At 59.4% G+C, this 22,371-nt stretch carries 23 protein-coding genes and 1 tRNA gene; 17 read left to right on the top strand and 7 right to left on the bottom strand.

Going from position 1 to position 22,371, the window contains the following annotated elements; all coding sequences use genetic code 11:
* Window positions 1-17: 17 nt before the first annotated feature.
* The 4 genes from H9X81_RS01690 to H9X81_RS01675 form a co-directional block, all read right to left on the bottom strand.
* Window positions 18-1,457 (bottom strand): leucyl aminopeptidase family protein, encoded by a 1,440-nt coding sequence (locus H9X81_RS01690; protein WP_204719346.1) that lies wholly within the window; start codon window positions 1,455-1,457, stop codon window positions 18-20.
* Window positions 1,458-1,552: 95 nt separating this feature from the next.
* Window positions 1,553-2,335, bottom strand: coding sequence for a polysaccharide deacetylase family protein (locus tag H9X81_RS01685; RefSeq protein WP_204719345.1), 783 nt, complete (start codon window positions 2,333-2,335; stop codon window positions 1,553-1,555).
* A 100-nt stretch (window positions 2,336-2,435) separates the two neighbouring features.
* A complete protein-coding gene (locus tag H9X81_RS01680; protein WP_204719344.1) occupies window positions 2,436-2,885 on the bottom strand; it encodes a hypothetical protein in 450 nt (149 codons plus the stop codon).
* Between the two features lie 82 nt (window positions 2,886-2,967).
* Window positions 2,968-3,041, bottom strand: a tRNA-Gln gene (locus tag H9X81_RS01675).
* Between the two features lie 189 nt (window positions 3,042-3,230).
* Between H9X81_RS01675 and H9X81_RS01670 the strand changes: the two genes are divergently transcribed.
* Window positions 3,231-4,175: a S1 RNA-binding domain-containing protein gene (locus tag H9X81_RS01670; RefSeq protein ID WP_204719343.1), complete on the top strand. Its 945-nt coding sequence runs from the start codon at window positions 3,231-3,233 to the stop codon at window positions 4,173-4,175.
* A 63-nt stretch (window positions 4,176-4,238) separates the two neighbouring features.
* Here the strand turns inward: H9X81_RS01670 and H9X81_RS01665 are convergent, their stop codons facing one another.
* Window positions 4,239-5,441: a coenzyme F420-0:L-glutamate ligase gene (locus H9X81_RS01665; RefSeq protein WP_177504568.1), complete on the bottom strand. Its 1,203-nt coding sequence runs from the start codon at window positions 5,439-5,441 to the stop codon at window positions 4,239-4,241.
* Between the two features lie 409 nt (window positions 5,442-5,850).
* Between H9X81_RS01665 and H9X81_RS01660 the strand changes: the two genes are divergently transcribed.
* A complete protein-coding gene (locus H9X81_RS01660) occupies window positions 5,851-6,753 on the top strand; it encodes a DMT family transporter (protein WP_191392398.1) in 903 nt (300 codons plus the stop codon).
* 46 nt (window positions 6,754-6,799) lie between these two features.
* Here the strand turns inward: H9X81_RS01660 and H9X81_RS01655 are convergent, their stop codons facing one another.
* Window positions 6,800-7,558 carry a 4Fe-4S binding protein gene (locus H9X81_RS01655; RefSeq protein ID WP_204719342.1) on the bottom strand — a complete coding sequence of 253 codons (759 nt, stop codon included), beginning with the start codon at window positions 7,556-7,558 and terminating at the stop codon, window positions 6,800-6,802.
* A 154-nt stretch (window positions 7,559-7,712) separates the two neighbouring features.
* On the opposite strand from H9X81_RS01655, the gene H9X81_RS01650 reads away from it, so the two are divergent.
* Window positions 7,713-8,162, top strand: a complete 450-nt coding sequence (locus H9X81_RS01650) for an Rrf2 family transcriptional regulator (protein WP_204719341.1) — start codon at window positions 7,713-7,715, stop codon at window positions 8,160-8,162.
* A gap of 77 nt (window positions 8,163-8,239) precedes the next feature.
* Here H9X81_RS01650 and H9X81_RS01645 read toward each other — a convergent pair whose 3' ends face one another.
* Window positions 8,240-8,710, bottom strand: a complete 471-nt coding sequence (locus H9X81_RS01645) for a hypothetical protein (RefSeq protein WP_204719340.1) — start codon at window positions 8,708-8,710, stop codon at window positions 8,240-8,242.
* 241 nt (window positions 8,711-8,951) lie between these two features.
* Here H9X81_RS01645 and H9X81_RS01640 point away from each other — a divergent pair, with 241 nt between their 5' ends.
* The 14 genes from H9X81_RS01640 to H9X81_RS01575 all read left to right on the top strand — a co-directional run bounded on the left by H9X81_RS01640 (window position 8,952) and on the right by H9X81_RS01575 (window position 22,344).
* Window positions 8,952-9,707, top strand: a complete 756-nt coding sequence (locus H9X81_RS01640; protein WP_191392402.1) for an exodeoxyribonuclease III — start codon at window positions 8,952-8,954, stop codon at window positions 9,705-9,707.
* A complete protein-coding gene (locus H9X81_RS12065; RefSeq protein WP_430673025.1) occupies window positions 9,707-10,420 on the top strand; it encodes a GNAT family N-acetyltransferase in 714 nt (237 codons plus the stop codon). Before H9X81_RS01640 ends, H9X81_RS12065 begins: the two co-directional genes overlap by 1 nt.
* Before the next feature lie 77 nt (window positions 10,421-10,497).
* Window positions 10,498-10,749 carry a (2Fe-2S) ferredoxin domain-containing protein gene (locus H9X81_RS01630; protein WP_177504580.1) on the top strand — a complete coding sequence of 84 codons (252 nt, stop codon included), beginning with the start codon at window positions 10,498-10,500 and terminating at the stop codon, window positions 10,747-10,749.
* Window positions 10,742-12,430 (top strand): [Fe-Fe] hydrogenase large subunit C-terminal domain-containing protein, encoded by a 1,689-nt coding sequence (locus H9X81_RS01625; RefSeq protein WP_204719339.1) that lies wholly within the window; start codon window positions 10,742-10,744, stop codon window positions 12,428-12,430. Before H9X81_RS01630 ends, H9X81_RS01625 begins: the two co-directional genes overlap by 8 nt.
* Complete coding sequence (locus tag H9X81_RS01620; RefSeq protein ID WP_177504584.1) at window positions 12,427-13,596, top strand: SpoIIE family protein phosphatase; 1,170 nt, start codon at window positions 12,427-12,429, stop codon at window positions 13,594-13,596. The genes H9X81_RS01625 and H9X81_RS01620 overlap by 4 nt, the downstream gene beginning before the upstream one ends.
* A gap of 348 nt (window positions 13,597-13,944) precedes the next feature.
* A complete protein-coding gene (locus H9X81_RS01615; RefSeq protein WP_177504586.1) occupies window positions 13,945-14,184 on the top strand; it encodes a FeoA family protein in 240 nt (79 codons plus the stop codon).
* A gap of 11 nt (window positions 14,185-14,195) precedes the next feature.
* On the top strand, window positions 14,196-16,205 hold the full coding sequence (gene feoB / locus H9X81_RS01610; RefSeq protein WP_204719338.1) for a ferrous iron transport protein B: 2,010 nt from the start codon (window positions 14,196-14,198) through the stop codon (window positions 16,203-16,205).
* A gap of 33 nt (window positions 16,206-16,238) precedes the next feature.
* Entirely contained in the window at window positions 16,239-16,403 is a 165-nt protein-coding gene (locus H9X81_RS01605) for a FeoB-associated Cys-rich membrane protein (RefSeq protein WP_177504590.1), read from the top strand.
* Window positions 16,404-16,613: 210 nt separating this feature from the next.
* On the top strand, window positions 16,614-17,966 hold the full coding sequence (locus tag H9X81_RS01600) for a YibE/F family protein (protein ID WP_204719337.1): 1,353 nt from the start codon (window positions 16,614-16,616) through the stop codon (window positions 17,964-17,966).
* A gap of 531 nt (window positions 17,967-18,497) precedes the next feature.
* Window positions 18,498-19,787: a UDP-N-acetylglucosamine 1-carboxyvinyltransferase gene (locus H9X81_RS01595; RefSeq protein WP_204719336.1), complete on the top strand. Its 1,290-nt coding sequence runs from the start codon at window positions 18,498-18,500 to the stop codon at window positions 19,785-19,787.
* A 91-nt stretch (window positions 19,788-19,878) separates the two neighbouring features.
* Window positions 19,879-20,673 carry an MBL fold metallo-hydrolase gene (locus tag H9X81_RS01590; RefSeq protein ID WP_191392407.1) on the top strand — a complete coding sequence of 265 codons (795 nt, stop codon included), beginning with the start codon at window positions 19,879-19,881 and terminating at the stop codon, window positions 20,671-20,673.
* A gap of 15 nt (window positions 20,674-20,688) precedes the next feature.
* Window positions 20,689-21,171 carry a 23S rRNA (pseudouridine(1915)-N(3))-methyltransferase RlmH gene (gene rlmH / locus H9X81_RS01585; protein ID WP_243423887.1) on the top strand — a complete coding sequence of 161 codons (483 nt, stop codon included), beginning with the start codon at window positions 20,689-20,691 and terminating at the stop codon, window positions 21,169-21,171.
* An 86-nt stretch (window positions 21,172-21,257) separates the two neighbouring features.
* Complete coding sequence (locus H9X81_RS01580; RefSeq protein ID WP_191392408.1) at window positions 21,258-21,527, top strand: metal-sensing transcriptional repressor; 270 nt, start codon at window positions 21,258-21,260, stop codon at window positions 21,525-21,527.
* A gap of 97 nt (window positions 21,528-21,624) precedes the next feature.
* Complete coding sequence (locus H9X81_RS01575) at window positions 21,625-22,344, top strand: TraX family protein (RefSeq protein ID WP_204719335.1); 720 nt, start codon at window positions 21,625-21,627, stop codon at window positions 22,342-22,344.
* Window positions 22,345-22,371: the final 27 nt, after the last annotated feature.

Raw genomic sequence — 22,371 nt, 5'->3', positions numbered from 1 at the left:
TGCATGGATGGGGAGAATTATTCAGCCAGCAGGCGCAGGGTCTGGTAGAGCAGACGCACGCCATAGCCGGTGGCGCCGGTCTCCCAGCCGGGGAACCCGCTCTCCAGGAAGGCGGGGCCAGCGATGTCCAGATGGGCAAAGTGCCGTCCCTCGGCAAACTCCCGGATCAGCAGTCCGGCTGCAATAGTGCCGCCGCCCTTGCCGCCGGTGTGACGGTAGTCGGCAATGGTGGAGGTCTTCATCGGCTCCAGGAACAGTTCATCGGCCGGCATCTGCCACACCTTTTCGCCGCAGGCTGCCGAGGCCTTCTGGATCATCTCGGTGAGCACCTTGCTGTCGCTGATGAGGGCGGCATACCGGTAGCCCAGCGAAACCACCTGTCCGCCGGTGAGGGTGGCGATGTCGATAACTGCGAAGGCATTTTCCTTCTGAACCGCATAGGTCACGGCATCGATGAGGGTCAGACGGCCTTCGGCATCGGTGTTGATGACCTCCACAGTCTTGCCCGACATGGTGCGCAGCACATCGCCGGGCAGGTAGGCATTGCCCGATACCCGGTTTTCGCAGGCAGCCACCACCGCGGTGACATTGGCCTTGATGCCTGCCCGGGCAATGGCAAGCACAGCGCCGATCACAGCTGCCGCGCCGCCCATATCCGACTTCATGGTGGACATGCTCTCGTCGTCCTTGATGTCATAGCCGCCGGTGTCGAAGGTGATGCCCTTGCCCACCAGTGCCACCGTGCTGTCGTTCTCCGGGTCGCCCTGATAGCGCAGCACGATCAGACGGGGCGGATTGACACTGCCCCGGGCCACTGCCAGGAAGCTGCCCATACCCATCTTCTCGATCTCGAATTCATCGAAAATCTCATACTTGACGCCGCACAGTTCTGCCTGAGCCGCAGCCTTCTGCGCCAGCACCACCGGGGTCATGTCCGAACCGGGGGTGTTCACCAGATCCCGGGCCAGGTTGGTGCACTCGCCCAGCATCTTGCCGTTCTGCACCGCAGCCGAGTAATCCCGCTCGGAATAGACGGTAAAACGCACCTTGGGGGACTTTTCGGTCTTGTAGAGATCAAAGCGGTAGGCGCCGATCATCAGACCCTGACAGATCAGCGAAACTTCCTCATCGGTGAAGTCGGTTCCCACCGGGACAAAGATGTTCTGGGAGTGCATCTCCACAGCGGTGCGCACCGCTTCTGCCACGGTATTCACCAGCTTGAAATGGTCGTGGCGGCAGTCGAGGTTGGCAAAGACAATATTCTTGAGCCCCTCCTCAAAGGCCAGAACAAAGCCCTGGACAGTGCTGGGCTTGTGATCCATCAGCTCCTGACGGCTCACAGCGGTGTAAAGCGCCCGGACCGATGGAATCCGGCAGAGGGGATTTTCCCCTACCACCGGAGTGATCTGGGCGTCCATTCCCTCCAGCGACGGTGTATTGACAAATTTGATACTCATGCTTTCCCTCCTCATGGTGCGGTATCCTGTGTCCAGTATAGCATTTTGGGGGGCTGGGCTGCAATCATTCCGGGACGGGTTTGAGGAAAATTTTCTCAGTCCCCGGACAGGGCGTCCCACCAGTCGGAAAAGACCAGCGGGCGGGTGTCCGCTGTGAGGACGCCGAACCGGTATCCCCTGGCCTTGTAGGCCCGGATAATCTGCCGGACGGCCTCGGGAGTGGTGGTGAAGGGGTGGCTGTCATGGAGGAGGATCACCGGCGAGGACTGCCCCTCTCCGCGCTCCAGGGCGTTCCGGGCGATCTCCTCCGGCGGCAGCGGCACCGGCTGTCCCTCCCCGCCGTCGTCCCCGGAGGTGACGGTCCAGTCAAAGACGGTGTACCCGTCCCGGCTCAGCCCGGTGAGGATCTCCCGGAGCACCTGGGGATCGGCCTGGGCGTTCAGACTGCCGCCGGGCAGACGCACCAGCGTTTCATAGGGAATGCCCAGCTCCCGCAGCCCCGCTTCCAGCTCCCGGAGATCCTCCCGGTAGGACCGGGCGCTTTCATAGAGCCGGTCATAGTCGTGAACAGAACAGTGCAGCGCCACCCGGCTGCCGTTTTCACAGAGGGCGGCATAGGCATCGGAATAGTCCTCCCGTTCCGCCAGCGTTACAAAAAAGGTAGCGGGAACCTCCTCCTCCCGCAGGACGCTGAGAATGGCTTCAGTATTGCGGCTGGGGCCGTCGTCAAAGGTGAGATAAACGGTCCGGGGCTCCAGGGGGACTCCCGCAGGTTCAGCGGCAGGCCGGACCGGAGCAGCCGCCTGCATGATGGCTCCCAGTGTCAGCATGGCGGCGACCGCCAGCAGCCGGGAGCGCAGTTTCCGGCAAGGATTCATGGGGTATCATCTCCTGTCCTCCCATTCTATGGGGAAGCGCCGGAAAAATGAACTGTCTGCCGGGCAGCAAAAAAGCCGGGTCATCGGGACCCGGCGGGGATCAGCCCATAGGGGGCGGAAGCAGGATGGTGACCGGCGGCAGGAACAGCACCCAGGGAGCGGTGAGCAGCAGGAAGCTCCACCGGAACCGGCGTCCGGTGCCGGGGAGGGCGTACCACTCCATCAGGCGGTCTCCCAGCCAGAGGGAGAGGCAGAATCCGGGCAGGGCGGCAAGGGCTGAACCGGGGAACCCGAAGAAGAAGTCAAACCGGCTCAGCGGGATCAGGAGCAGGAGGAGGGTGCAGCCTGCCGCCCCCACATGGCAGACCCAGGCCAGCACACCCAGCCGCAGCCATGGACGCCGGGGCAGGACAGCGGGAAGGCTGTTCCGGTCAAGCCGGGAGGCTGCCAGGCAGAGCAGGCTGCTCCAGAGGGTCAGCGCCGGGAACAGGACGATCCAGCACAGCGGATAGAGCAGGAAAAACCAGATGGGAAGGGGGAGTTCATTCATACAGGACACCTCCGGACCGGATTTCGGGAAAGACGGATATAACGAAAAAAGCACGGTTATAAACCGTGCTTTTTCTTTGCTGTGGTTGCCCGACTAGGATTCGAACCCAGACAAACAGAGTCAGAGTCTGTCGTGCTACCTTTACACAATCGGGCATCGCTTACTGACAGCTTTATCATTATAGCAACATATTCCTGATTTGTCAACAGCTTTTTTCAAAAAACCAAAAAGTTTTTTCAGGGCTTTGGAGCATGCCCCGGACCCCGCTGGAATATACATGAAAACAGCCAAATAAAACAGCGGAGGAGTCTGCTGCGGGACTATCACACAGGAGGAATGGGAAAGATGAACTGTTATGAACCGGAAGGCCGGAAGATTGCCGGCACTGCCAATCAGCGGTATTGCGGATCGCTTGAGGGACTGCGGGAGGCCATGGCAGAGGGGGTGATCCTCGAGGGCTGGGGCGCCCGGATCAGCGGGGCACGCCCGGATCTGCTGGTGGACCTCGGAGGCATCCAGGGGGTGATCCCCCATGACGAGGGCGCACTGGGCATGGAGGACGGCTCCACCCGGGATATTGCGCTGCTCACCCGGGTGGGCAAACCGGTGTGCTTTGTGGTCACCGGTTTTGAGGAGCTGGCGGATGGTACCCCGCGTCCGGTGCTGAGCCGCCGTCAGGCCCAGCAGCGCTGCCAGGAGGAGTATCTGGACACCCTGGTGCCCGGGGACATCATCAGCGCCCGGGTGACCCACCTGGAGCCCTTCGGCTGCTTTGTGGACATCGGCTGCGGGATCGCGTCGCTGCTCCCCATTGACGCCATCTCGGTATCCCGGATCGCCCATCCGTCCGACCGCTTCCGGGTGGGTGAGGAGATCCGGGTGGTGGTCCGGGGCCGGGACGAGAAGAACCGCATTACCCTGACCCACCGGGAGCTGCTGGGCACCTGGGAGGAAAATGCCGCTGCCTTCTGTGCCGGGGACACAGTGCCGGGGATTGTGCGGTCGGTGGAGGACTATGGCATCTTCATCGAGCTCACCCCCAACCTGGCGGGCCTGGCAGAGCCCCGTCCGGGGGTATATCCGGGGCAGCGGGCCACAGTGACCATCAAGAGCCTCAATCCCGCCCGCATGAAGGTGAAGCTGATCCTCATTGACAGCTTTGACCAGCCGGGTGCGCCCCGGGAGATGAGCTACTTTGTCCAGGGCGATCACATCGACCGGTGGGAATATTCCCCGGCGGCCTGTGCCCGGAAGATCGTCACCGACTTCAGTGCTGTCAGGGCACAATAAAGCCAGCAGCAGAAAAACAGCCGGACCATCAGGCCCGGCTGTTTTCCTATGATAAGGGAGAAATTATTCAGCGTAGTTATCGAAGTAACCCTGGATCAGAATGATGGGGGTACCCTTGTCGCCGCTGCCGGAGGTCAGGTCGCACAGCGAACCGATCAGGTCGGTCAGGCGGCGGGGAGTGGTGCCCTCCGAAGCCATATCACCGGTGAGGTCGTGATCCTTGGCACGGATGGAGTTCTGAATGGCTTCCTTCAGAGCATCGCCGCTCAGGTCAGCGAAGTCGTTGTCAGCCAGATACTTGAGCTTCAGCTCGTTGGGACGGCCTTCCAGACCGGAGGTGTATGCGGGGGATACCACCGGGTCAGCCAGCTCCCAGATGCCGCCTACCGGGTCCTTGAAGGCGCCGTCGCCGTATACCATGGCTTCCACATGGGCGCCGGTGGCTTCGGTGATGCCCTTCTGGATCTTCAGGACTACATCCTGGCACTCTCTGGGGAAGAGCTTGACAGTGGTTTCAGTGGCCTTGTTGGAGCCCAGCAGGCCATACTTCTCATTGCAGCCGCTGCCGTTTACAGGAGCGGTGAGAATATCGTCCAGACCGCATACCAGCTCAGCACCGGCAGCACGCAGACGGCGCTTGGTACGGGCACGGGAGTGAATATCGCAGTTGAGGACATACTTGGTGTGCTTGAGGATCTCACGGGGATCGTTGGCAAAGATAACCTCGACCTCAGCGCCCTCGGCACGGATCAGATCGGAGTAGTAAGCCACATAGTCCACACCGGTGAAGGGGTGCTTGTTCTCGCCGAACAGCTCACGGTACCGGGCCAGATCCAGAACATCGGTCCAGGGATCGATGCCCTTCTCATCCAGGGCGTCCAGGCTTACCAGGGGGTTGCCCACCTCATCGGAGGGATAGCTGAACATCAGCACGATCTTGCTGCCGCCCAGAGCAGCGCCCTTGGCAATACCGCTCAGGCAGACACTGAACCGGTTCCGGCTCAGGATGGGGAAGATGAGTCCGATGGTGTTGCTGCCATACTTCTGATGCACATCAGCGGCAATATCATCGATGGAAGCGTAGTTGCCCTGAGCACGGGCTACAACGGCCTCGGTAACAGCGATGACATCCCGGTCGTGCAGGGTGATGTTTTCAGCCTTGACTGCGTCCAGAACCGAGTCGATCACGATCTGGGCAATATCATCGCCCTGACGGATAATGGGTGCGCGAACGCCGCGGGAAACGGTACCAATGGTCCTCTGCATAGCGGTAAACTCCTTTTTTATCAGTAACAGATTCTTTTACAAACGAATGAAATGGCTGTTTTCGCCAATGTTTATTATACCCAACGGAATAGCATAAGTAAAATATATATATTTGATATTTGATATAAACTGATATTATAATGAAAGGGGACAGCCCCTATCTATTGGGGCCGGGGATTTTGGCGGCAACGATAGGTAGAAAAACCACAAGAAATGGGGACTGCCATCGTGACAGTATACAGGTTGTTGTGGTGGAACAGGGGGTTGTGGAACCAAAATCCCTTTGATAAAATAGAATTGCAGGGGAAAATTCCCCATCCAAAGACTGGCTCCCAGCCGTCCGTGCGAAAACACAGGGCGGTTTTTTTGAGCCGGAATGGATCAATTTCTGAAATTACGGAGGTCGTTTATGGAGAAAAACAAGGTTGCGTTTATTTCGGATCTGATGCTTGCCGCAGTGGCACTGATCTGGGGACTGGGTTTCCCCGTGACCCAGATGGCCATTGATGCCCAGCTCAGCTCCGGGCTGATCGTAGCGCTGCGCTTCCTCATTGCGGCAGCGGTTATGGGGATCATCTTCCGGCGGGAAGCGCGTACCATCACCCCGCGGGATGCCCTGCTGGGCTGTGTAGCCGGGCTGATCCTGGGCATGGCGTTCCTGCTGCAGGTCATGGGGCAGAGTATGACCACCCCTTCCAATTCGGCCTTCCTCACATCGCTCAATGTCATTATTGTGCCGTTTCTGAGCTGGGGCTTCTTCCATCAGCGTCCCACCCGCAAAATGCTGCTGGTGGCCCTGGGATGCCTGGTGGGCGCCCTGGTGCTCACCCTCTCCCCGGGCGAAGGACTGCAGCTGGGCTTCGGTGACCTGCTGGTGCTGTGCTGTGCCGTGGCATTCTCGCTGCACATCTCCTACCTGGGCTGGGTTGCCGGACGCATCGAGGTGAAAAAGCTCACCTTCCTGCAGATGCTCACCGCTGGCTGTCTGGGCGGGCTCTATACCCTCGCCTTTGAACTGCCCCAGATCGCCGAGGCGGATTTCGCTGCCGGCTGGATGCCCATCCTCTATATGGGACTGCTCAGCACCGCCTTTGCCTTCTTTGCCCAGACCTATGCCCAGAAGCATACCTCTCCGGCCCGGGCGGCTGTGATCCTCGGCTGCGAGGGACTGCTGGGCAGCATCTTCTCGGTGCTGCTGGGATATGAGCCGCTTACCGTCAATCTGGTGGTGGGCGGAGCTATCATCTTCCTCTCCCTGCTGGTGATGGAAGTGAATCCCGCCGCGCTGCTGCGCCGCCGCACCGCCGAATAAGCAATAAAAAAAGACACCCGACCGGGTGTCTTTTTTTATTGCCGTCTTACAGGAAGAAGCAGTTGTCATGCCGTCCGCCTGCAACCTTGCCCAGGAAGCCGGTGAGCATCTGGGTCATGGGAGCAGCCAGGGAGCGGGCATTCTCCGGGCAGACTACGGTGCAGCGCATGCAGTGGATGCAGCGGTTGGCATCGGTGGTGTTGGGAGCGTCTGCCGGGATTGCGCCAACCGGGCATTCGGCGGCGCAGCGTCCGCACTTGATGCAGGCCTCGGATACCACCGGCGCCCAGGGCTTGTTTTCGGACTCCTTGTAGGGACGGTTGCCCGGAACTTCGGGGGTGGAATCATCGCCCTTTTCCAGCTTTGCCAGCACCTGACCGGCAAAGGCAGCCAGTTCCTTCTGGTCCTGGGCATCGGGACGGCCGGCGCCGATGGAGCGCACCATCGAGTGCTCGGCGATGGGAGCAGCCGAAGCGATCACCTTGAAGCCAGCGGCGGCAGCGGCGTCGTTGAGCTCGAGCAGTGCGTCGTCAAAGTCCCGGTTGCCGAATACAGCCAGGGTTACTGCCCTGGCATTGCCGCCCTGGAAGGCCCGGAGCTGCTCCAGTGCATAGGCGGGAATCCGTCCGCCGAATACCGGCATGGCAATGAGGACAGTATCCTCCGCGGTGAAGACGCGGGGAGTAACCGGACGGAGCAGATCGACAGTTTCCACCGATTCAGCCAGAGCCGAGGCAGTGAAGCCGGCAGCCTTGGCAGTACCGCCGGTGGGGCTGAAGCAGAGCACAGTGAGTTTGTTGAGCATGATTGATTCCTCCTGCAAGATGAATTGATGTAAATTTATTTATTACATCTTATGGCTGAAGTATAGCACAGGCTGAATGTAAAGTCAATGGTTACATCAAAACAGTTTACAAATTTCCGATAAGATGGTATCTTGTAATCAGAGGTGAAACACCATGCGCATCAGTACCAAATGTTCCATTGCGCTGCACTGTCTGATCTGCATTGCGGTATTTGACGGGCGGCGGATGACCAGCACCGGACTGGCAGCCAGCACCGGCAGCAATCCAGTGGTGATCCGCAATCTGTTCGGCGCCCTGCAGAAGGCAGGGATTCTGTCGGTGGCCCGGGGAACCGGCGGCGCAGTCCTGCTCCGCAGCCCGGAGGAGATCACGGTGTGGGATGTGTATGCAGCCCTGGAATCGGACGAAAAACATGAGCTCCTGGGTATGCACCCCAATCCCTCCCCCCAGTGTCCGGTGGGGAGCCGGATTCGCTCGGTGCTCCAGGAGCCCTATGATGAGATCTTCACCGCCATGCAGAAAAAGATGCAGGAGATTACCCTGCAGGATCTGCTGGACCGCTGGAAGGGACAGGCAGGCGGGAGTTTTCCTCCCGCGCTGTAAGCTCTTCATCACAGCCGGATCGCAGCCCAAAAGAAAAGAGCCCTCCCATCGGGAAGGGCTCTTTTTTGTGTGCAGGGTCAGCGATCGGTCTTTTCCGGATCTTCCTCAGGCTGGGCTGCTTCCAGTTCGGCTTCGGTTTCCTCCGCCAGCTCCACGGTTTCAGCGGCAACCACCGGGGAAGTTTCCTCAGCTGCGGCCTCTGCGGCAGCTTCCAGGGCAGCATTGGCTTCGGCAGCAGCTTTGGCCTCATCTTCCTCTGCCTGGAGCCGTTCAGCTTCCGCGATCATCTCCCGGTACTGACGGTCTGCCTCGTCCCGCTTGCGCATATCCCGGCGCAGCTTCCAGACCAGATAGATCGCCAGAAGAATGGCAATGACCAGAAGGCCGGGTTCTGCAATGAGATGGTCCCGCTCAAACAGCGGCAGAGCCTGCTGCTGACGCTCATATTCCGTGCGCAGCAGGGTGGCGGCCGGACTAGCAAGAGCGGTGGATACGGACAGTGCGGCGGTGGAAACAGCAGCCAGCGCACCGGTCAGAAATTTCTGCATGATGATTCCTCCAAAAGGCAAAAAAGTTTCGTAATACTCATTATATTAGCATGGTTTTCCGGTTTTGTCACTTGTTTTGACGAAAAGAACCGCTGTATTCCGGGGAAAAAAGAACCATTCTGCCCCCTGTTCAAGTCGGTTGGCAATAGTGTATAATGAGGGCAGAATGCCGCCGGGACTGCCCGGCGCGGACTATTACAATCTCCAGGGGAATTTTCCCCGGAACAGGAGCGTGAAGGATATGAAGCTGATCTCATGGAATGTCAATGGCATCCGGGCCTGTCTGGACAAGGGATTTCTGGACTTCTTCCGGCAGGAGGACGCGGACTTTTTCTGCATCCAGGAAACCAAGATGCAGCCCGGTCAGGCCGAAGTGGATACCCCCGGCTATCATCAGTACTGGAACAGTGCCGAGCGCAAGGGCTATTCGGGCACCGCTGTCTTTGCCAAGCGGGAGCCGGTTTCGGTGCGGTACGGCCTGGGCATCGAGGAGCATGACAAGGAGGGCCGGGTCATCACCCTGGAGTATCCGGAGTTCTGGCTGGTGACTGTCTACACCCCCAACTCCCAGGCGGAACTGGCCCGACTGGACTACCGCTGCCAGTGGGAAGATGTGTTCCGGGACTATCTCGGACAGCTCAAGGCCCAGAAACCGGTGATCGTCTGCGGCGACCTCAATGTAGCGCACAAGGAGATCGACCTGAAGAACCCCAAGACCAATACCAAGAATGCCGGCTTCACCCCGGAGGAGCGCCAGAAGATGACCGAGCTGCTGGACAGCGGCTTTGTGGACAGTTTCCGCAAGCTCTATCCCGATGCCGAGGGGATTTACAGTTGGTGGAGCTACCGGTTCAAGGCCCGGGAAAAGAATGCCGGGTGGCGCATCGACTACTTCCTGGTGTCCGAGGACGCCGGGGAAAAGATCACCGGGGCAAAAATCTACACCGATGTATTTGGCAGTGACCACTGCCCGGTGGGACTGGAGATCGACCTGTGATGCAGTATACAACCGAACGCCTGCGGCTGCGTCCGCTGGGCATGGAGGATACCGACGCGGTCTGGGAGCTGGTGTCGGACGAGGCCATCGGCGGACAGCTCTACTGCGGGGTGCAGCGCACCCGGGAGGAGGCGGCCCGGCTGGTGCAGGGCTATCTGGACGACCCCGACCGGCTGCCCTTTGCGGTGCTGGAGGGGGAGAGCGGCGCCTTTGCCGGCGTGCTGGTGCTGCGGCGGTACGGGCCGACAGCCTGTGAGCAGACCCTCTATCTGGGGCGCCCCTACTGGAACCGGGGCTATGCCCGGGAACTGCTGACCCGCTCCTTTTCCATGGCGGCGGATCTGCTGGGCGCCCGGGAGATGGTCAACTATGTGAGCCTGGACAATATCCCTTCGGTCCGGGTGCAGGAGAGCCTGGGCTTTGTGCTCTCCGGCACTGAGGAATACCCCGGCTGTCCGGCTGGGGTGGGCATCTTCCGCCGGGCACTCACTGCCGCCGAGGTGATCCATCCGGGACGCTGGCGGCACTTCAAGGGCGGCGAATACCAGGTGCTGGGCCTGGCCCGGCACAGTGAAACCGGCGAGGAATATGTGGTCTATCAGGCGCTCTACGGCGAGCGGGGATACTGGGTGCGTCCGGCCTCCATGTGGCTGGAAACAGTCACCCGGGACGGACAGACCCGGCCCCGGTTCGTCTGGATCAGCGGGGAGTGAACCGCTTGCGTCCGGGTGGTTTTTGCGGTATACTAACCTTGTTAATTCTGTAACGATTCAGGCGGAGGGATAGAACCATGGATATTTACATCTGCATCGGCAGTTCCTGCCATCTCAAAGGGTCCCGGTCGGTGATCGAAAAGATGGAGGAACGCATCCGCCGGGAGCATCTGGAGGACCGGGTGAACATCCGGGGATCGTTCTGTATGGGAAACTGCACCGATGGCGTCTGTGTCCGGGTCGGGGAAAAGACGGTCACCGGCGTGAACGCGGAAAACTTCGATGAAAAATTTGAAACCGAGATACTGGGAGAGCTGAGAGATGAGTGAACTGCTGCTCCTCAAAAAAGAGGATTGTAAAAGCTGTTATAAATGCATCCGGGAATGCGCGCTGAAATCCATCCGGTTTTCCGAAAACCGGGCACAGATTGTCGAGCGGGAGTGTGTCTACTGCGGACACTGCTATGTTACCTGCCCCCAGAGCGCCAAGGAGATCCGCCGGGATACCGATAAGGCCAGGGCTCTGATCGCCTCGGGCCGTCCGGTGATCGTCAGCCTGGCGCCCTCCTTTATTGCCGACTTCGGCGTGGGCGGTCTGGACGGCATGCGTCAGGCGCTTCTCAAACTGGGCTTTGCCGATGTGGAGGAGACTGCCCGGGGTGCCAGGATCGTCAAGACCGAATATGAGCGCATGATCGCCTCGGGAGAACACAAGCTCATCATCTCCTCCTGCTGCCACAGCGTCAACCTGCTGATCCAGAAGCGCTATCCCCAGGCCCTGCCCTATCTGGCGAAGGTGGATTCCCCCATGCTCGCCCATGCCAAGAGCATCAAGGAGCGGGTACCGGGCAGCGCCGTGGTATTCATCGGCCCCTGCATCTCCAAGAAGGACGAGGCGGAGCAGTACGGTCAGGTGGACTGTGTGCTCACCTTTGATGAGTTCATCGACTGGCTGGCAGAGGAGGGAATCGAACTGCCCGCCGGAGAACAGCCCGACGGCACTGAGGCCCGGAGCCGGTTCTTCCCCACAGCGGGAGGCATTATCCGGTCGATGGATCTGGACGACGGGTTCAGCTATATCCCCATCGACGGCCTGCACCGGTGCATGGACGCTTTGGAGGAGATCGAGCGGGGCGGCATGCAGAACTGCTTTGTGGAGATGAATGCCTGCGAGGGCAGCTGCATCGGTGGCCCGGTCATGCACCGGTACCACAGCGCGCCCATCACCTGCAAGACCCGGGTGGAACAGTACAGCGGCAAGAGCGGCCGGGACTTTGACGACCAGCCGGCAGACGATCTGCGCAAGTCGATGCAGTACATCGGTTCGGGCGCGGTGAAGCCCGGCGAGACCGCCATCCAGGAGGTCCTGCACAAGCTGGGCAAGTACCGTCCCGAGGACGAGCTCAACTGCGGCACCTGCGGATACAGCACCTGCCGGGAAAAGGCCATTGCGGTCTGCCAGGGCAAGGCCGACCTGACCATGTGCCTGCCCTTCCTCAAGGCGAGGGCAGAGAGCTTCTCGGGCGCCATTCTGGACAACACCCCCAACGCCATCATGGCAATGGATACCAAGCTGATCATCCAGCAGGCCAACGAGTCGGCAGCCCGGCTGTTCGGCATGGAGAGCCCCCGGGAGATGGTGGGCATGCCCATCGATGCCATTCTGGGCACGGTGGAATATCTCCAGGCCATTGACGGTGAGCGTCCGGACGGGTCCATCCGCCACTACCTGCCCGAGTATGACAAGTATGTGGAGGAGACCATCGCCTTTGACCCGGAATACAACCTGGTGATCAGCATCATCAAGGACATCACCGACGAGACCCGCCGGGAACAGGAACTGGACAAGGAGCGCCGCCGGACAGCAGAGCTGGCGGACCGTGTGATCGAAAAGCAGATGCGGGTGGCACAGGAGATCGCCTCGCTGCTGGGCGAGACCACAGCGGAGACCAAGATTGCCCTGACCCGGCTGAAGGATACCATTGAACCGGGCGGGGAGGTGAAGCGATGAACGGCCTCACAGCGGAAGTGGGCTATGTGAGCCTCATCAAAAAGGGAGAGGAACTCTGCGGCGACCGGGTGGAAACCGTGCGGTTCGAGGACAGCACCACCCTGGTACTGGCAGATGGTCTGGGCAGCGGCGTCAAGGCGAATATCCTCTCGACGCTGACCTCCAAGATCATCGCCACCATGATGGCAAGCGGCATGCCGGTGGAGGAGTGCGTGCGCACCGTTACCCGTACCCTGCCCATCTGCAAGGTGCGCAAGGTGGCCTATTCCACCTTCACCGTCATGCAGGTGAACCACCAGGACGAGATGACCCTGCTCCAGTTCGATAACCCCTCGGTGATCCTGCTCCGGGGCGGCGTATCCATCCACTATCCCCAGGAGGAGCTGGTCATCGACGGCAAGAAGGTCATCAAGAGCGTGGTGAAGGTCAAGCCCAACGACATTTTCCTCACCATGAGTGACGGCGCCCTCTATGCCGGCGTGGGCAAGATGTACAACTACGGCTGGCAGCGGGACAACATCATCGACTATCTGGAGGCCCGGTACGAACCGGATCTCTCGGCGAAGATGGCCTGTACCATCATAGCCGAGGAGTGCGACCGGCTCTATGACCATGCCCCGGGAGACGATACCACTGTGGCAGCCATCCGCATCCGGCCCCGGCAGACGGTGAGCCTGATGATCGGCCCGCCGGAACACCCCGAGGACGACCAGAAGGCGGTGGAGGAGCTGCTCGACGGCGGCGGCAAGACCATTGTCTGCGGCGGCACCACCTCGAATCTGGTGGCCCGGGTGCTGGATAAGCCCCTGATTCCCACCATCGAGTACTTTGACCCCGAGATCCCGCCCACGGCGAAGATCCAGGGCATCGACCTGGTGACCGAAGGGGTCATCACCATCGGTCATGTGCTCAAGCTCGCCAAGGGCTACCTGGAGAACGAGGATCTCTCCACTGCCTGGGCCGGCAAAAAGGACGGTGCCTCCCGGATTGCCCAGCTGCTCTTTGAGGAGGCCACCGACATCCGGTTCATTGTGGGACGGGCCATCAATCCCGCCCATCAGAACCCTGACCTGCCCATCAGCATTGTCATCAAGATGGGACTGATTGATGAACTGGCGGAGATCCTCCGGAAAATGGGCAAGCAGGTCACTGTTTCCTATTATTGATCCCTCCGGCGCAGGGCTGCGGCCTTTCAGGCGGCGTGTGACCCAGTCCTTCACAGAATCCAATCAGGCGTCTTTCTTCCCCGGAAGAAGGACGCCTTTCTGCACTCCGGCAGCCGACTGCACAAAATCCCGTTCCCGCAGACTGCCGGGTTTGTGTTTCTGACGAAATATGTAAAAATCCTCCTGCCCTGTCTTGACAGCCGGATAGGGGGTGGATAAAATGTTAGCTGAGGCTAAGTTGTATGGCTCCGGGTCTCTTACAGGGCCCGGGACACATAGAATGGTAACAGAGCCGGATTTTTTTGTAAGATAAGTTAGCTTAGACTAAATTGCGAGGCGGGATAGAATATGACACTGAGTGAACTGAAGATCGGCGAAAGTGCTGTGGTAACCGCGGTGGGCGGGGAAGGCATTCTGCGCCGGCGTCTGCTGGATATGGGCATCACCCCCAAGACAAAGCTGATGGTGCGCAAGATGGCGCCGCTGGGCGATCCCATTGAGATCCGCATCCGGGGGTATGAACTGACCCTGCGCAAAGAGGACGCTGCCAAGATCACCGTAGAAAAGCTCAGTGAGAGCGGAAAGTGAGGGGAACTGCCATGACATTTGCTCTGATCGGAAACCAGAACTGCGGCAAGACCACCCTCTTTAACCAGCTCACCGGCAGCAACCAGCATGTGGGCAACTTCCCGGGCGTCACCGTGGATAAGAAGGAAGGCACCATCAAGAATTCCGGCGGCGCTGTGGTAGTGGATCTGCCGGGCATCTATTCCATCTCCCCCTATACCATGGAGGAGATCGTCACCCGGGATTACCTGCTGGGCGGCGAGCCGGACGGCATCATCAACATTGTGGACGCCACCAACATCGAGCGCAACCTCTACCTGACCCTGCAGCTGCTGGAGTTGGAGATGCCCATGGTAGTGGCGCTCAACATGATGGACGAGGTAGCGGGCAGCGGCGGCAGCATCGACATCCAGAAGATCTCCGCCGGACTGGGTGTGCCGGTGGTGCCCATCTCCGCCTCCAAGAATGAGGGCGTCGCCGAACTGGTGACCGTGGCCCTGCGCACGGTCCAGAACAACGAACGCCCCAAGCACCATGACTTCTGCAAGGGCGAGGTACACCGGGCGATCCACTCCCTGGCGCACATGATCGAGGACCATGCCGAGGAGAAGAAGATCCCGCTGCGGTTCGCCGCCACCAAGCTGGTGGAGGGCGACGAGGCGATGATGGACAAACTGGAGATCAACCAGAATGAGCGGGAGATCGTCCAGCATGTGGCAGATGAGATGGAGGCCGCCCTCGGCACCGACCGGGAGGCTGCCCTGGCGGATATGCGGTACAGCTATATCGAGCAGATCTGCGCCGGAGCGGTTCACAAGCCCGGCGATACCGCCGAACAGCTGCGGTCGGTACAGATCGACCGCATCCTCACCCACAAGGTATTTTCCATCCCGATCTTCCTGGGCATCATGCTGCTGGTGTTCTGGCTCACCTTCGGCGTGGTGGGCTCCACCCTCAGCGACCTCTTTGCCGCGGGCATCAGCCTGGTGACCAACCTGGCCGATGAAGCCCTGACCCGGCTGGATGTGGCTCCCATGCTCCATGCCCTCATCATCGACGGCATCTTTGCCGGCGTGGGCAGTGTGCTGGGCTTCATGCCCACCATTGTGACGCTGTTCTTCTTCCTCTCCATTCTCGAGGACAGCGGCTATATGGCCCGTGTGGCCTTTGTCATGGATAAGCTGCTCCGGAAGATCGGCCTGTCCGGGCGCTCCTTTGTGCCCATGGTCATCGGCTTCGGATGCAGTGTCCCGGCAATCATGGCCTCCCGTACCCTCTCCAGTGAGCGGGACCGCAAGATGACCATCCTGCTCACCCCCTTCATGTCCTGTTCCGCCAAGCTGCCCATTTACAGCGTCTTTACCGCCGCTTTCTTCCCGGAGCACGGCGCGCTGGTGATGATGGCACTCTATGTCACCGGTATGGTGGTGGCAATTCTGGTGGGACTGCTCCTCAAGGGGACCATCTTCAAGGGCAATCCCATTCCCTTTGTCATGGAACTGCCTGCTTACCGTCTGCCCTCGGCCCAGAATGTGCTGCGCCACATGTGGGAAAAAGCCAAGGACTTTGTGGTAAAGGCATTTACAATCATCTTTGTGGCGACTATAATTGTATGGGTACTTCAGAACTTCAGTACGCATCTTTCCATCGTCACCGACAGCTCGGACAGCATCCTGGCTGCCATCGGTCAGGTGATCGCCCCGGTATTTGCGCCGCTGGGCTTCGGCGACTGGCGTGCCGCCACCGCTCTCATCACCGGCCTGATGGCAAAGGAAACCGTTGTCAGCACCCTGGCTGTGCTGATGAATGTGGGCGAACCTGCCATGCTGGTGCCGGTACTGTCCCAGCTCTTTACTCCGCTGGCGGCAGTGAGCTTCCTGGTATTCACCCTGCTGTATATGCCCTGTGTGGCAGCTATGGCAGCAGTGCGCCGGGAACTGGGCAGCCTGCGGGGCGCCGCTGCGGCAATGGCTTTCCAGACCAGTGTGGCCTGGGTGGCTGCGTTCCTGGTCTACCAGGTGGGAATGCTGCTGGGCTTCTGAGTGGAATTATCAGAATTACGGAGGCATCAGATCATGCAGAATGTCATTCTTCTGGCGGTAGTATGTGTGGGCTTTTTCTATGCGCTCTACCGTGTCTATAAGAATTCCGACGGCACCGAAGGCAGCTCCGGCTGCGGCGGCAACTGTATGCACTGCCCGATGGCAGGCGGCTGCGGTTCCCGGAAGGACGAACAGTAACAGACCACAGAAAGGACAGTACAGCCCGAACGGACGGTACTGTCCTTTTTTGTGGGGACGGCAGGTTTTCACAGTTCTGGTCTGTTATTTCCAGCCGGAACATGATAGAATAGCCGGGAGCGGGCGATTCTGCCCGCCAAGCGAAGTTTTCCCCCGGGGAACAGCCCGGGGATTTCCATGCGTTGAGGACAATCTATGAAAAAGCGTTTTTTGAACAGGGACAGGATTCTCTATTTTGTGGTGATGATTCTGTCGGTACTCTTTTTATATGTGGGCAACCGCATTGCTGTACAGGATAACTCCTATTTCCAGAGCAGCCGGGCGGACACCTATTACCGGGCGGAGGTCATCGCTGTGGGGGAACCCCAGCAGATCGAAAATACCTACGACGGCTGGAGTGAGTCCTATATCGAACAGGACATCACCATCCGGCTGCGGGAAGGGGCGCTCCGGGGCGAGGAAGTGACAGTCCATCAGCAGCTCCAGACCCCCAAGGAGGGTTATAAGACCTTCCCCTATGAGGTGGGGGATCAGGTGTTCGCGGGGTTCAACTTTGACTCGCAGATGAATGCCGACTGGTTCATTGCCGACCACCTCCGGGAGATGCCCATGCTCTTCCTGGTGCTGGCCTTCTTTGCGCTGCTCATCGGCTTCGGACGCTTCAAGGGCTTCAATACAGTGGTATCGCTGGTGCTCACCTGTGCCGCCGTATTCTTTGTGATGATCCCCGCCATCATCAAGGGGTACAATATCTATCTGGTCACCTTCATCACAGCGGTGTTCACCATCGTGATGACCCTGTGCATCGTCATCGGCGTCCACCCCAAGAGCATTGCCGCGGCGGTGGGCTGTACCTGCGGTGTGGGCTTTGCCGGCCTGCTCACCATCGCCATGCAGGACGCCCTGTTCATCACCGGCCTCATCGATGAGGATTCCAGCTTTGTCATGTACATCAACGCCGATACGGTCATCGACCTCCGGGGTGTGATCTTTGCCGCCATTGTCATCGGCGCGCTGGGCGCCACCATGGATGTAGCCATGTCCATTGCCTCCTCCCTGGACGAGATTCTCTACCATAAGCCGGATATCCGGGACTGGGAGCTGATGCGCTCGGGACTCAACATCGGACGGGACATCATGGGCACCATGGCAAACACCCTGGTACTGGCCTATGTGGGCAGTTCGCTGCACATGATCCTGCTGCTGCTGGCCTACAATAACGACATCGGCTCCATCATCAACCGGGAGACCATCGCGGTGGAACTGCTCCAGTCGGTGGCGGGAAGCATCGGCATTCTGCTCACAGTGCCGTCCACTGCGGCGGTGACTGTGCTGGCCCGGCGGTGGTTCCTGAGCCATGCCCAGCGCCAGAGGGAAGAGGAGGCTGCCGCCGAAGCAGCCGAGCCCCAGCCGCTGCCTGAACCGGAACAGGAGCCGGAACCGGAGGCATGTGCGGAAGCAGGTCCGGCTGTTCCGGAGGAGCCGGAAGAGGACACTCCCGAGCCGGAAGCGCCCCGGACGGTGGAAGAACTGTGGCGGGAATACCAAAAGAAGGAAAAATAACCGGACAGCCCGGAAAAACCGGGAGTTTTCCGATGGGACGGCGCTGTTTTGCCAAAAAAGCTATTTTATTTTTGTACGGTCAATGGTATAATAGCTGCAAAGGCAGCTATTATACATGTTTTATGGCCGGACGATTTGTCCTATTGGTCGATTATACCATTTCGCTTCGCTGCATGGTATAATGGCCTCAGAAAGACTGCTGAATGATCCTGCGTCTGCCTGGGACAGGCGCAGGAGGCAGTGCAGAACCAGAGGGTTCCGGAGCCGGGGAACCGAGTGATGCCCCTGCCCGGAATGGAGGAACGCCTGTGGACGGCAGGCGATACAAAACAGAACAGGTGCGGATTTTCTGCCTGGCAGGCGAGCCGGGCATGGTGGTCTGCGCCCGCTGAACCGCTCAGACAAGGTCAGGCAGTTTTAGTCCGGGCCGAAGAGAAAATTCTGGTGGTTTTCCGCTGGGGCAGGGAATGAACAACCCACAGCAGATGGATAATAGAATACGAGTACTATACAATACAGGAGAGAATGGGAATGGAAAAGTATGTAGTTACCGGAGGCGCAGTCCTCAAGGGCGAGGTCACGATCAGCGGCGCAAAGAATGCGGTGGTGGCGATCATTCCGGCTACTGTTCTGGCGCGGGATGTCTGTGTCATTGAAAATATCCCCAATATCAGCGATGTCACCGCGCTTCTCAATATCCTGCGGGATCTGGGCGCCAAGGTGCGCCTGCTGGACAAGACCACTGTGGAGATCGATACCACCCACATCGGGGAACCGGTGGTTTCCCATGAGCTGGCAAAGCCCCTGCGTGCCTCCTATTATTTCCTGGGCTCGCTGCTGGGCCGCTGCGGACGGGCCGATGTATCGCTGCCCGGCGGCTGCAACTTCGGCGGTGTGCGCCCCATTGACCAGCATATCAAGGGCTTCAAGGCTCTGGGCGCCGATGTATCGGTGAACTATGGCATGGTGACCATGGACAGCAAGGAGCTCCGGGGTGAGCACATCTACTTTGATGTGGTATCAGTGGGCGCTACCATCAATGTGATGCTGGCAGCGGTCAAGGCCAAGGGTGTTACCATCATGGAAAATGTTGCCAAGGAGCCGCATATTGTGGATCTGGCAAACTTCCTCAACTCCATGGGCGCGGATATCCGCGGCGCCGGCACCGATGTCATCAAGATCCACGGCGTGGATGTGATGCACGGCACCAACTATTCCATCATTCCCGATCAGATCGAAGCCGGTACCTATATGGTAGCAGCTGCTGCCACCGGCGGCGATGTGCTGATCCAGAATGTGATCCCCAAGCATCTGGAGTCCATCACCGACAAGCTCCGCAAGGCGGGCGCTGAGGTGGAGGAGTTTGACGACTCCATCCGGGTGCGCCGTACCGGCCCGATCCTGCCGGTGAATGTCAAGACCATGCCCCATCCCGGCTTCCCCACCGATATGCAGCCTCAGATGGCTACCATGCTCTGCTGCGCCGGCGGCACCAGCATCATCTCCGAAGGTGTCTGGGACAACCGCTTCAAGTATGTGGACGAGCTGCGCAAGATGGGCGCCAATATCCAGGTGGACGGCAAGGTTGCGGTCATCGAGGGAGTAGAGCAGCTCACCGGTGCGCCGGTGCGTGCGCTGGATCTCCGGGCAGGCGCTGCCACGCTCATTGCCGGCCTGATGGCAGATGGCTGCACCGAAGTGGAGGACATCCATCACATTGAGCGCGGCTATTCCGATCTGGTGGAAAAGCTCAACCGGCTGGGTGCGGATATCCGCAAGGTGACCTGCTCGGACAACGAAACAGAGCGGGCGCTGTCCTGATTTGTCTGACTGAAAACAGAGCGATCCGGCTTCTGTGTGGAATGCCGGATCGCTTTTTGATTGATTTTGGAAGAGAGGATTGTTTACCACAGTGGCAAGATTCTGTACTCTTTACAGCGGTTCTTCCGGGAACAGCACCTATATCGGCACCGGGACCGGCGGTATTCTGGTGGACGCCGGTGTATCCTGCAAGGCGCTGCTCACCGCCCTGTCCGCCCGGGACATCCGTCCGGATACCATCCGGGGACTGTTCCTCACCCATGAGCACATCGACCATATCAAGGGCGTGCGGGTGCTGCTGAAAAAATACGCCATTCCGCTGTTTGCCTCCCGGGAGACCCTGGAATGGCTGGCAGACAGGGGCGAACTGCCGTCCACCGGGCCGGTGCAGGAGATCTCCGCTTCCACGGTGATCGCGGCCGGGGATATGGAGATCCGGCCCTTTGCCACCAGCCACGATTCGCTGTCCAGCTTCGGCTATGCGGTGAACCTGCCCGATGGGCGCAGGATCTCGGTGGCCACCGACCTGGGCTATGTGAGCGATGAGGTGCATCAGGCCATTCATGGCAGCGATCTGGTGCTGCTGGAATCCAATTATGATGAGGCCATGCTCCGGTGCGGGCCCTATCCCTATCCGCTCAAGCGGCGCATTGCGTCGGACAGCGGACACCTGTCCAACGATTCCAGCGCGCTGGAGGCCCGGACACTGGTGGACAGCGGCACCACCCGTCTGGTGCTGGGGCATCTGAGCAAGGAGAACAATCACCCGGAACTGGCCCGGGAAACGGTGCGCAGTGAACTGACCCTGGCTGGCATGGCGGAGGGCGGGGACTATCTGCTGAGTGTGGCGCCCCGCACCGAACCGGGGCCGATGATGATCTTTTAAGGGAGGGGGAGACCCATGCTGAATGTGACGCTGATTGCGGTGGGCAAGCTTAAGGAGCGGTATCTCACCGATGCCTGTGCCGAGTATGAAAAGCGGCTGGGTGCCTACTGCCGTCTGCGGGTGGTGGAAGTGGACGAGTACCGTCTGCCCCAGAACCCGTCCGAAGCGCAGATCCAGGCGGGGATCGAGGCCGAGGGAAAGGAGATCCTTGCCAAAATTCCGGCGGGCAGCTATCTGATCCCGCTGTGCATCGAGGGCAAACAGATCGGCTCGGAGGAATTTTCCCAGACCCTGGACCGTGCGGCAGTGGACGGGAAGAGTTCCATTGTGCTGCTCATCGGCGGTTCCTACGGGCTGTGGGAGGAGCTCAAGAAGAAGGGCGACCTGCGGCTGTCCATGTCCCGGATGACCTTCCCGCACCAGCTGGCACGGGTGATGGTACTGGAACAGCTCTATCGGGCGATGACCATTTCCCGGGGTCAGAAGTATCATAAATAACGGCTGCCGTTGACAAGGAGCGGCAACCTGTTATAATGGACTTAATCCAGTAATATGGATTTGTGAATCCAGGAGGTGAAAAGGTCGTGACAGAAAAGGAACAGAGAGCCATTATCAGCCGGCTGCACCGGATTTCGGGACAGGTGGCAGGGATTGAGAAAATGGTATCTGAAGGAGCCCCCGAGGAAGAGATCATTATCCAGATCAACGCTGTAAAACAGGCAGCGCACCGGGTGGGACAGATGCTGCTCAATTCCAAGGTGAATGACTGTATCCGTTCGGTAGCCCAGTCCGGCGACGCGGAAGCGGGCATCGAAGCCTATCAGAAGACACTGGAGTTCTATTCCAGAATGTGACCGGCTGGTCTGGCCGAAATAAGGACCGAAGTGCCATTGGAGAGGGCAGTTCGGTTTTTATTTTGCAATTTTCCATGGAAACAGGAGGATTTCTATTATGGTACGGCTGAAAAACCAACCCAAGCTCCGAACCAATCTGGATACCGATTTTCTCAAGCTCATCGCGGTGCTGTCCATGACGGTGGACCATGTGGGAGCGGTCTTTTTCCCGGAGTATCCAGTGTTCCGCTGGATCGGACGCATGGCCTTCCCGCTCTTCTGCTACTGTATGACAGTAGGGCTGCTCTACACCCATGACATCCGCCGTTATCTTGCCCGGCTGGGGGTGTTAGCGCTCCTTTCCCAGCCGTTCTGGATTCTCGCCTTCAATGCCGATGACTTCCTGGGCAATCTGCTGAACTTCAATATCTTCTTCACGCTGTTTGTTTCGCTGCTGGCAATGTGGGGCTTCAAGGAGCACAACTGGCCGCTCTTCCTGGGCTGCGTGCTGCTGCTCGCCTTTGTGAACTTCGACTACTCGGTCACCGGCGTGATGCTCATGCTGATCTTCTACCTCTGCCGCCAGAAGCCAGCCCTGGGCGCGCTGCTCTATACCCTCAGCTACCTGCCGGCGCTGTGGGGCGGCTCTCCGGAAGATCCCCTGGCCTGCCATCTGGGGCCGCTGTGGATCAGCTTTGAGTTCTTTGCTCTGCTGGCACTGCCGCTCATCTTCTTCCGTACCCGTACCGGCCTGCGCATTCCCAAATGGTTCTTCTATGGCTACTATCCCGCCCATCTGCTGGCGATCTTCCTGGTGCGCACCCTGCTTCATATATAAAAAGAACGGCTGTCCGCTCCCGCTTCG

Origin of the sequence: Hydrogenoanaerobacterium saccharovorans (assembly GCF_016901815.1) — a bacterium.
Classification (GTDB): Bacteria; Bacillota; Clostridia; order Oscillospirales; family Ruminococcaceae; genus Avimicrobium; species Avimicrobium caecorum.
The sequence above is the reverse complement of the archived record's forward strand: the minus strand, read 5'-3'. Positions and strand labels throughout refer to the sequence as shown.

Bases quoted from the DNA above. Each gene is read 5' to 3' on its own strand.
- H9X81_RS01690 (WP_204719346.1), bottom strand. From the start codon at position 1,457: ATGAGTATCAAATTTGTCAATACACCGTCGCTGGAGGGAATGGACGCC.
- H9X81_RS01685 (WP_204719345.1), bottom strand. From the start codon at position 2,335: ATGAATCCTTGCCGGAAACTGCGCTCCCGGCTGCTGGCGGTCGCCGCC.
- H9X81_RS01680 (WP_204719344.1), bottom strand. From the start codon at position 2,885: ATGAATGAACTCCCCCTTCCCATCTGGTTTTTCCTGCTCTATCCGCTG.
- H9X81_RS01670 (WP_204719343.1), top strand. From the start codon at position 3,231: ATGAACTGTTATGAACCGGAAGGCCGGAAGATTGCCGGCACTGCCAAT.
- H9X81_RS01665 (WP_177504568.1), bottom strand. From the start codon at position 5,441: ATGCAGAGGACCATTGGTACCGTTTCCCGCGGCGTTCGCGCACCCATT.
- H9X81_RS01660 (WP_191392398.1), top strand. From the start codon at position 5,851: ATGGAGAAAAACAAGGTTGCGTTTATTTCGGATCTGATGCTTGCCGCA.
- H9X81_RS01655 (WP_204719342.1), bottom strand. From the start codon at position 7,558: ATGCTCAACAAACTCACTGTGCTCTGCTTCAGCCCCACCGGCGGTACT.
- H9X81_RS01650 (WP_204719341.1), top strand. From the start codon at position 7,713: ATGCGCATCAGTACCAAATGTTCCATTGCGCTGCACTGTCTGATCTGC.
- H9X81_RS01645 (WP_204719340.1), bottom strand. From the start codon at position 8,710: ATGCAGAAATTTCTGACCGGTGCGCTGGCTGCTGTTTCCACCGCCGCA.
- H9X81_RS01640 (WP_191392402.1), top strand. From the start codon at position 8,952: ATGAAGCTGATCTCATGGAATGTCAATGGCATCCGGGCCTGTCTGGAC.
- H9X81_RS12065 (WP_430673025.1), top strand. From the start codon at position 9,707: ATGCAGTATACAACCGAACGCCTGCGGCTGCGTCCGCTGGGCATGGAG.
- H9X81_RS01630 (WP_177504580.1), top strand. From the start codon at position 10,498: ATGGATATTTACATCTGCATCGGCAGTTCCTGCCATCTCAAAGGGTCC.
- H9X81_RS01625 (WP_204719339.1), top strand. From the start codon at position 10,742: ATGAGTGAACTGCTGCTCCTCAAAAAAGAGGATTGTAAAAGCTGTTAT.
- H9X81_RS01620 (WP_177504584.1), top strand. From the start codon at position 12,427: ATGAACGGCCTCACAGCGGAAGTGGGCTATGTGAGCCTCATCAAAAAG.
- H9X81_RS01615 (WP_177504586.1), top strand. From the start codon at position 13,945: ATGACACTGAGTGAACTGAAGATCGGCGAAAGTGCTGTGGTAACCGCG.
- feoB (WP_204719338.1), top strand. From the start codon at position 14,196: ATGACATTTGCTCTGATCGGAAACCAGAACTGCGGCAAGACCACCCTC.
- H9X81_RS01605 (WP_177504590.1), top strand. From the start codon at position 16,239: ATGCAGAATGTCATTCTTCTGGCGGTAGTATGTGTGGGCTTTTTCTAT.
- H9X81_RS01595 (WP_204719336.1), top strand. From the start codon at position 18,498: ATGGAAAAGTATGTAGTTACCGGAGGCGCAGTCCTCAAGGGCGAGGTC.
- rlmH (WP_243423887.1), top strand. From the start codon at position 20,689: ATGCTGAATGTGACGCTGATTGCGGTGGGCAAGCTTAAGGAGCGGTAT.
- H9X81_RS01575 (WP_204719335.1), top strand. From the start codon at position 21,625: ATGGTACGGCTGAAAAACCAACCCAAGCTCCGAACCAATCTGGATACC.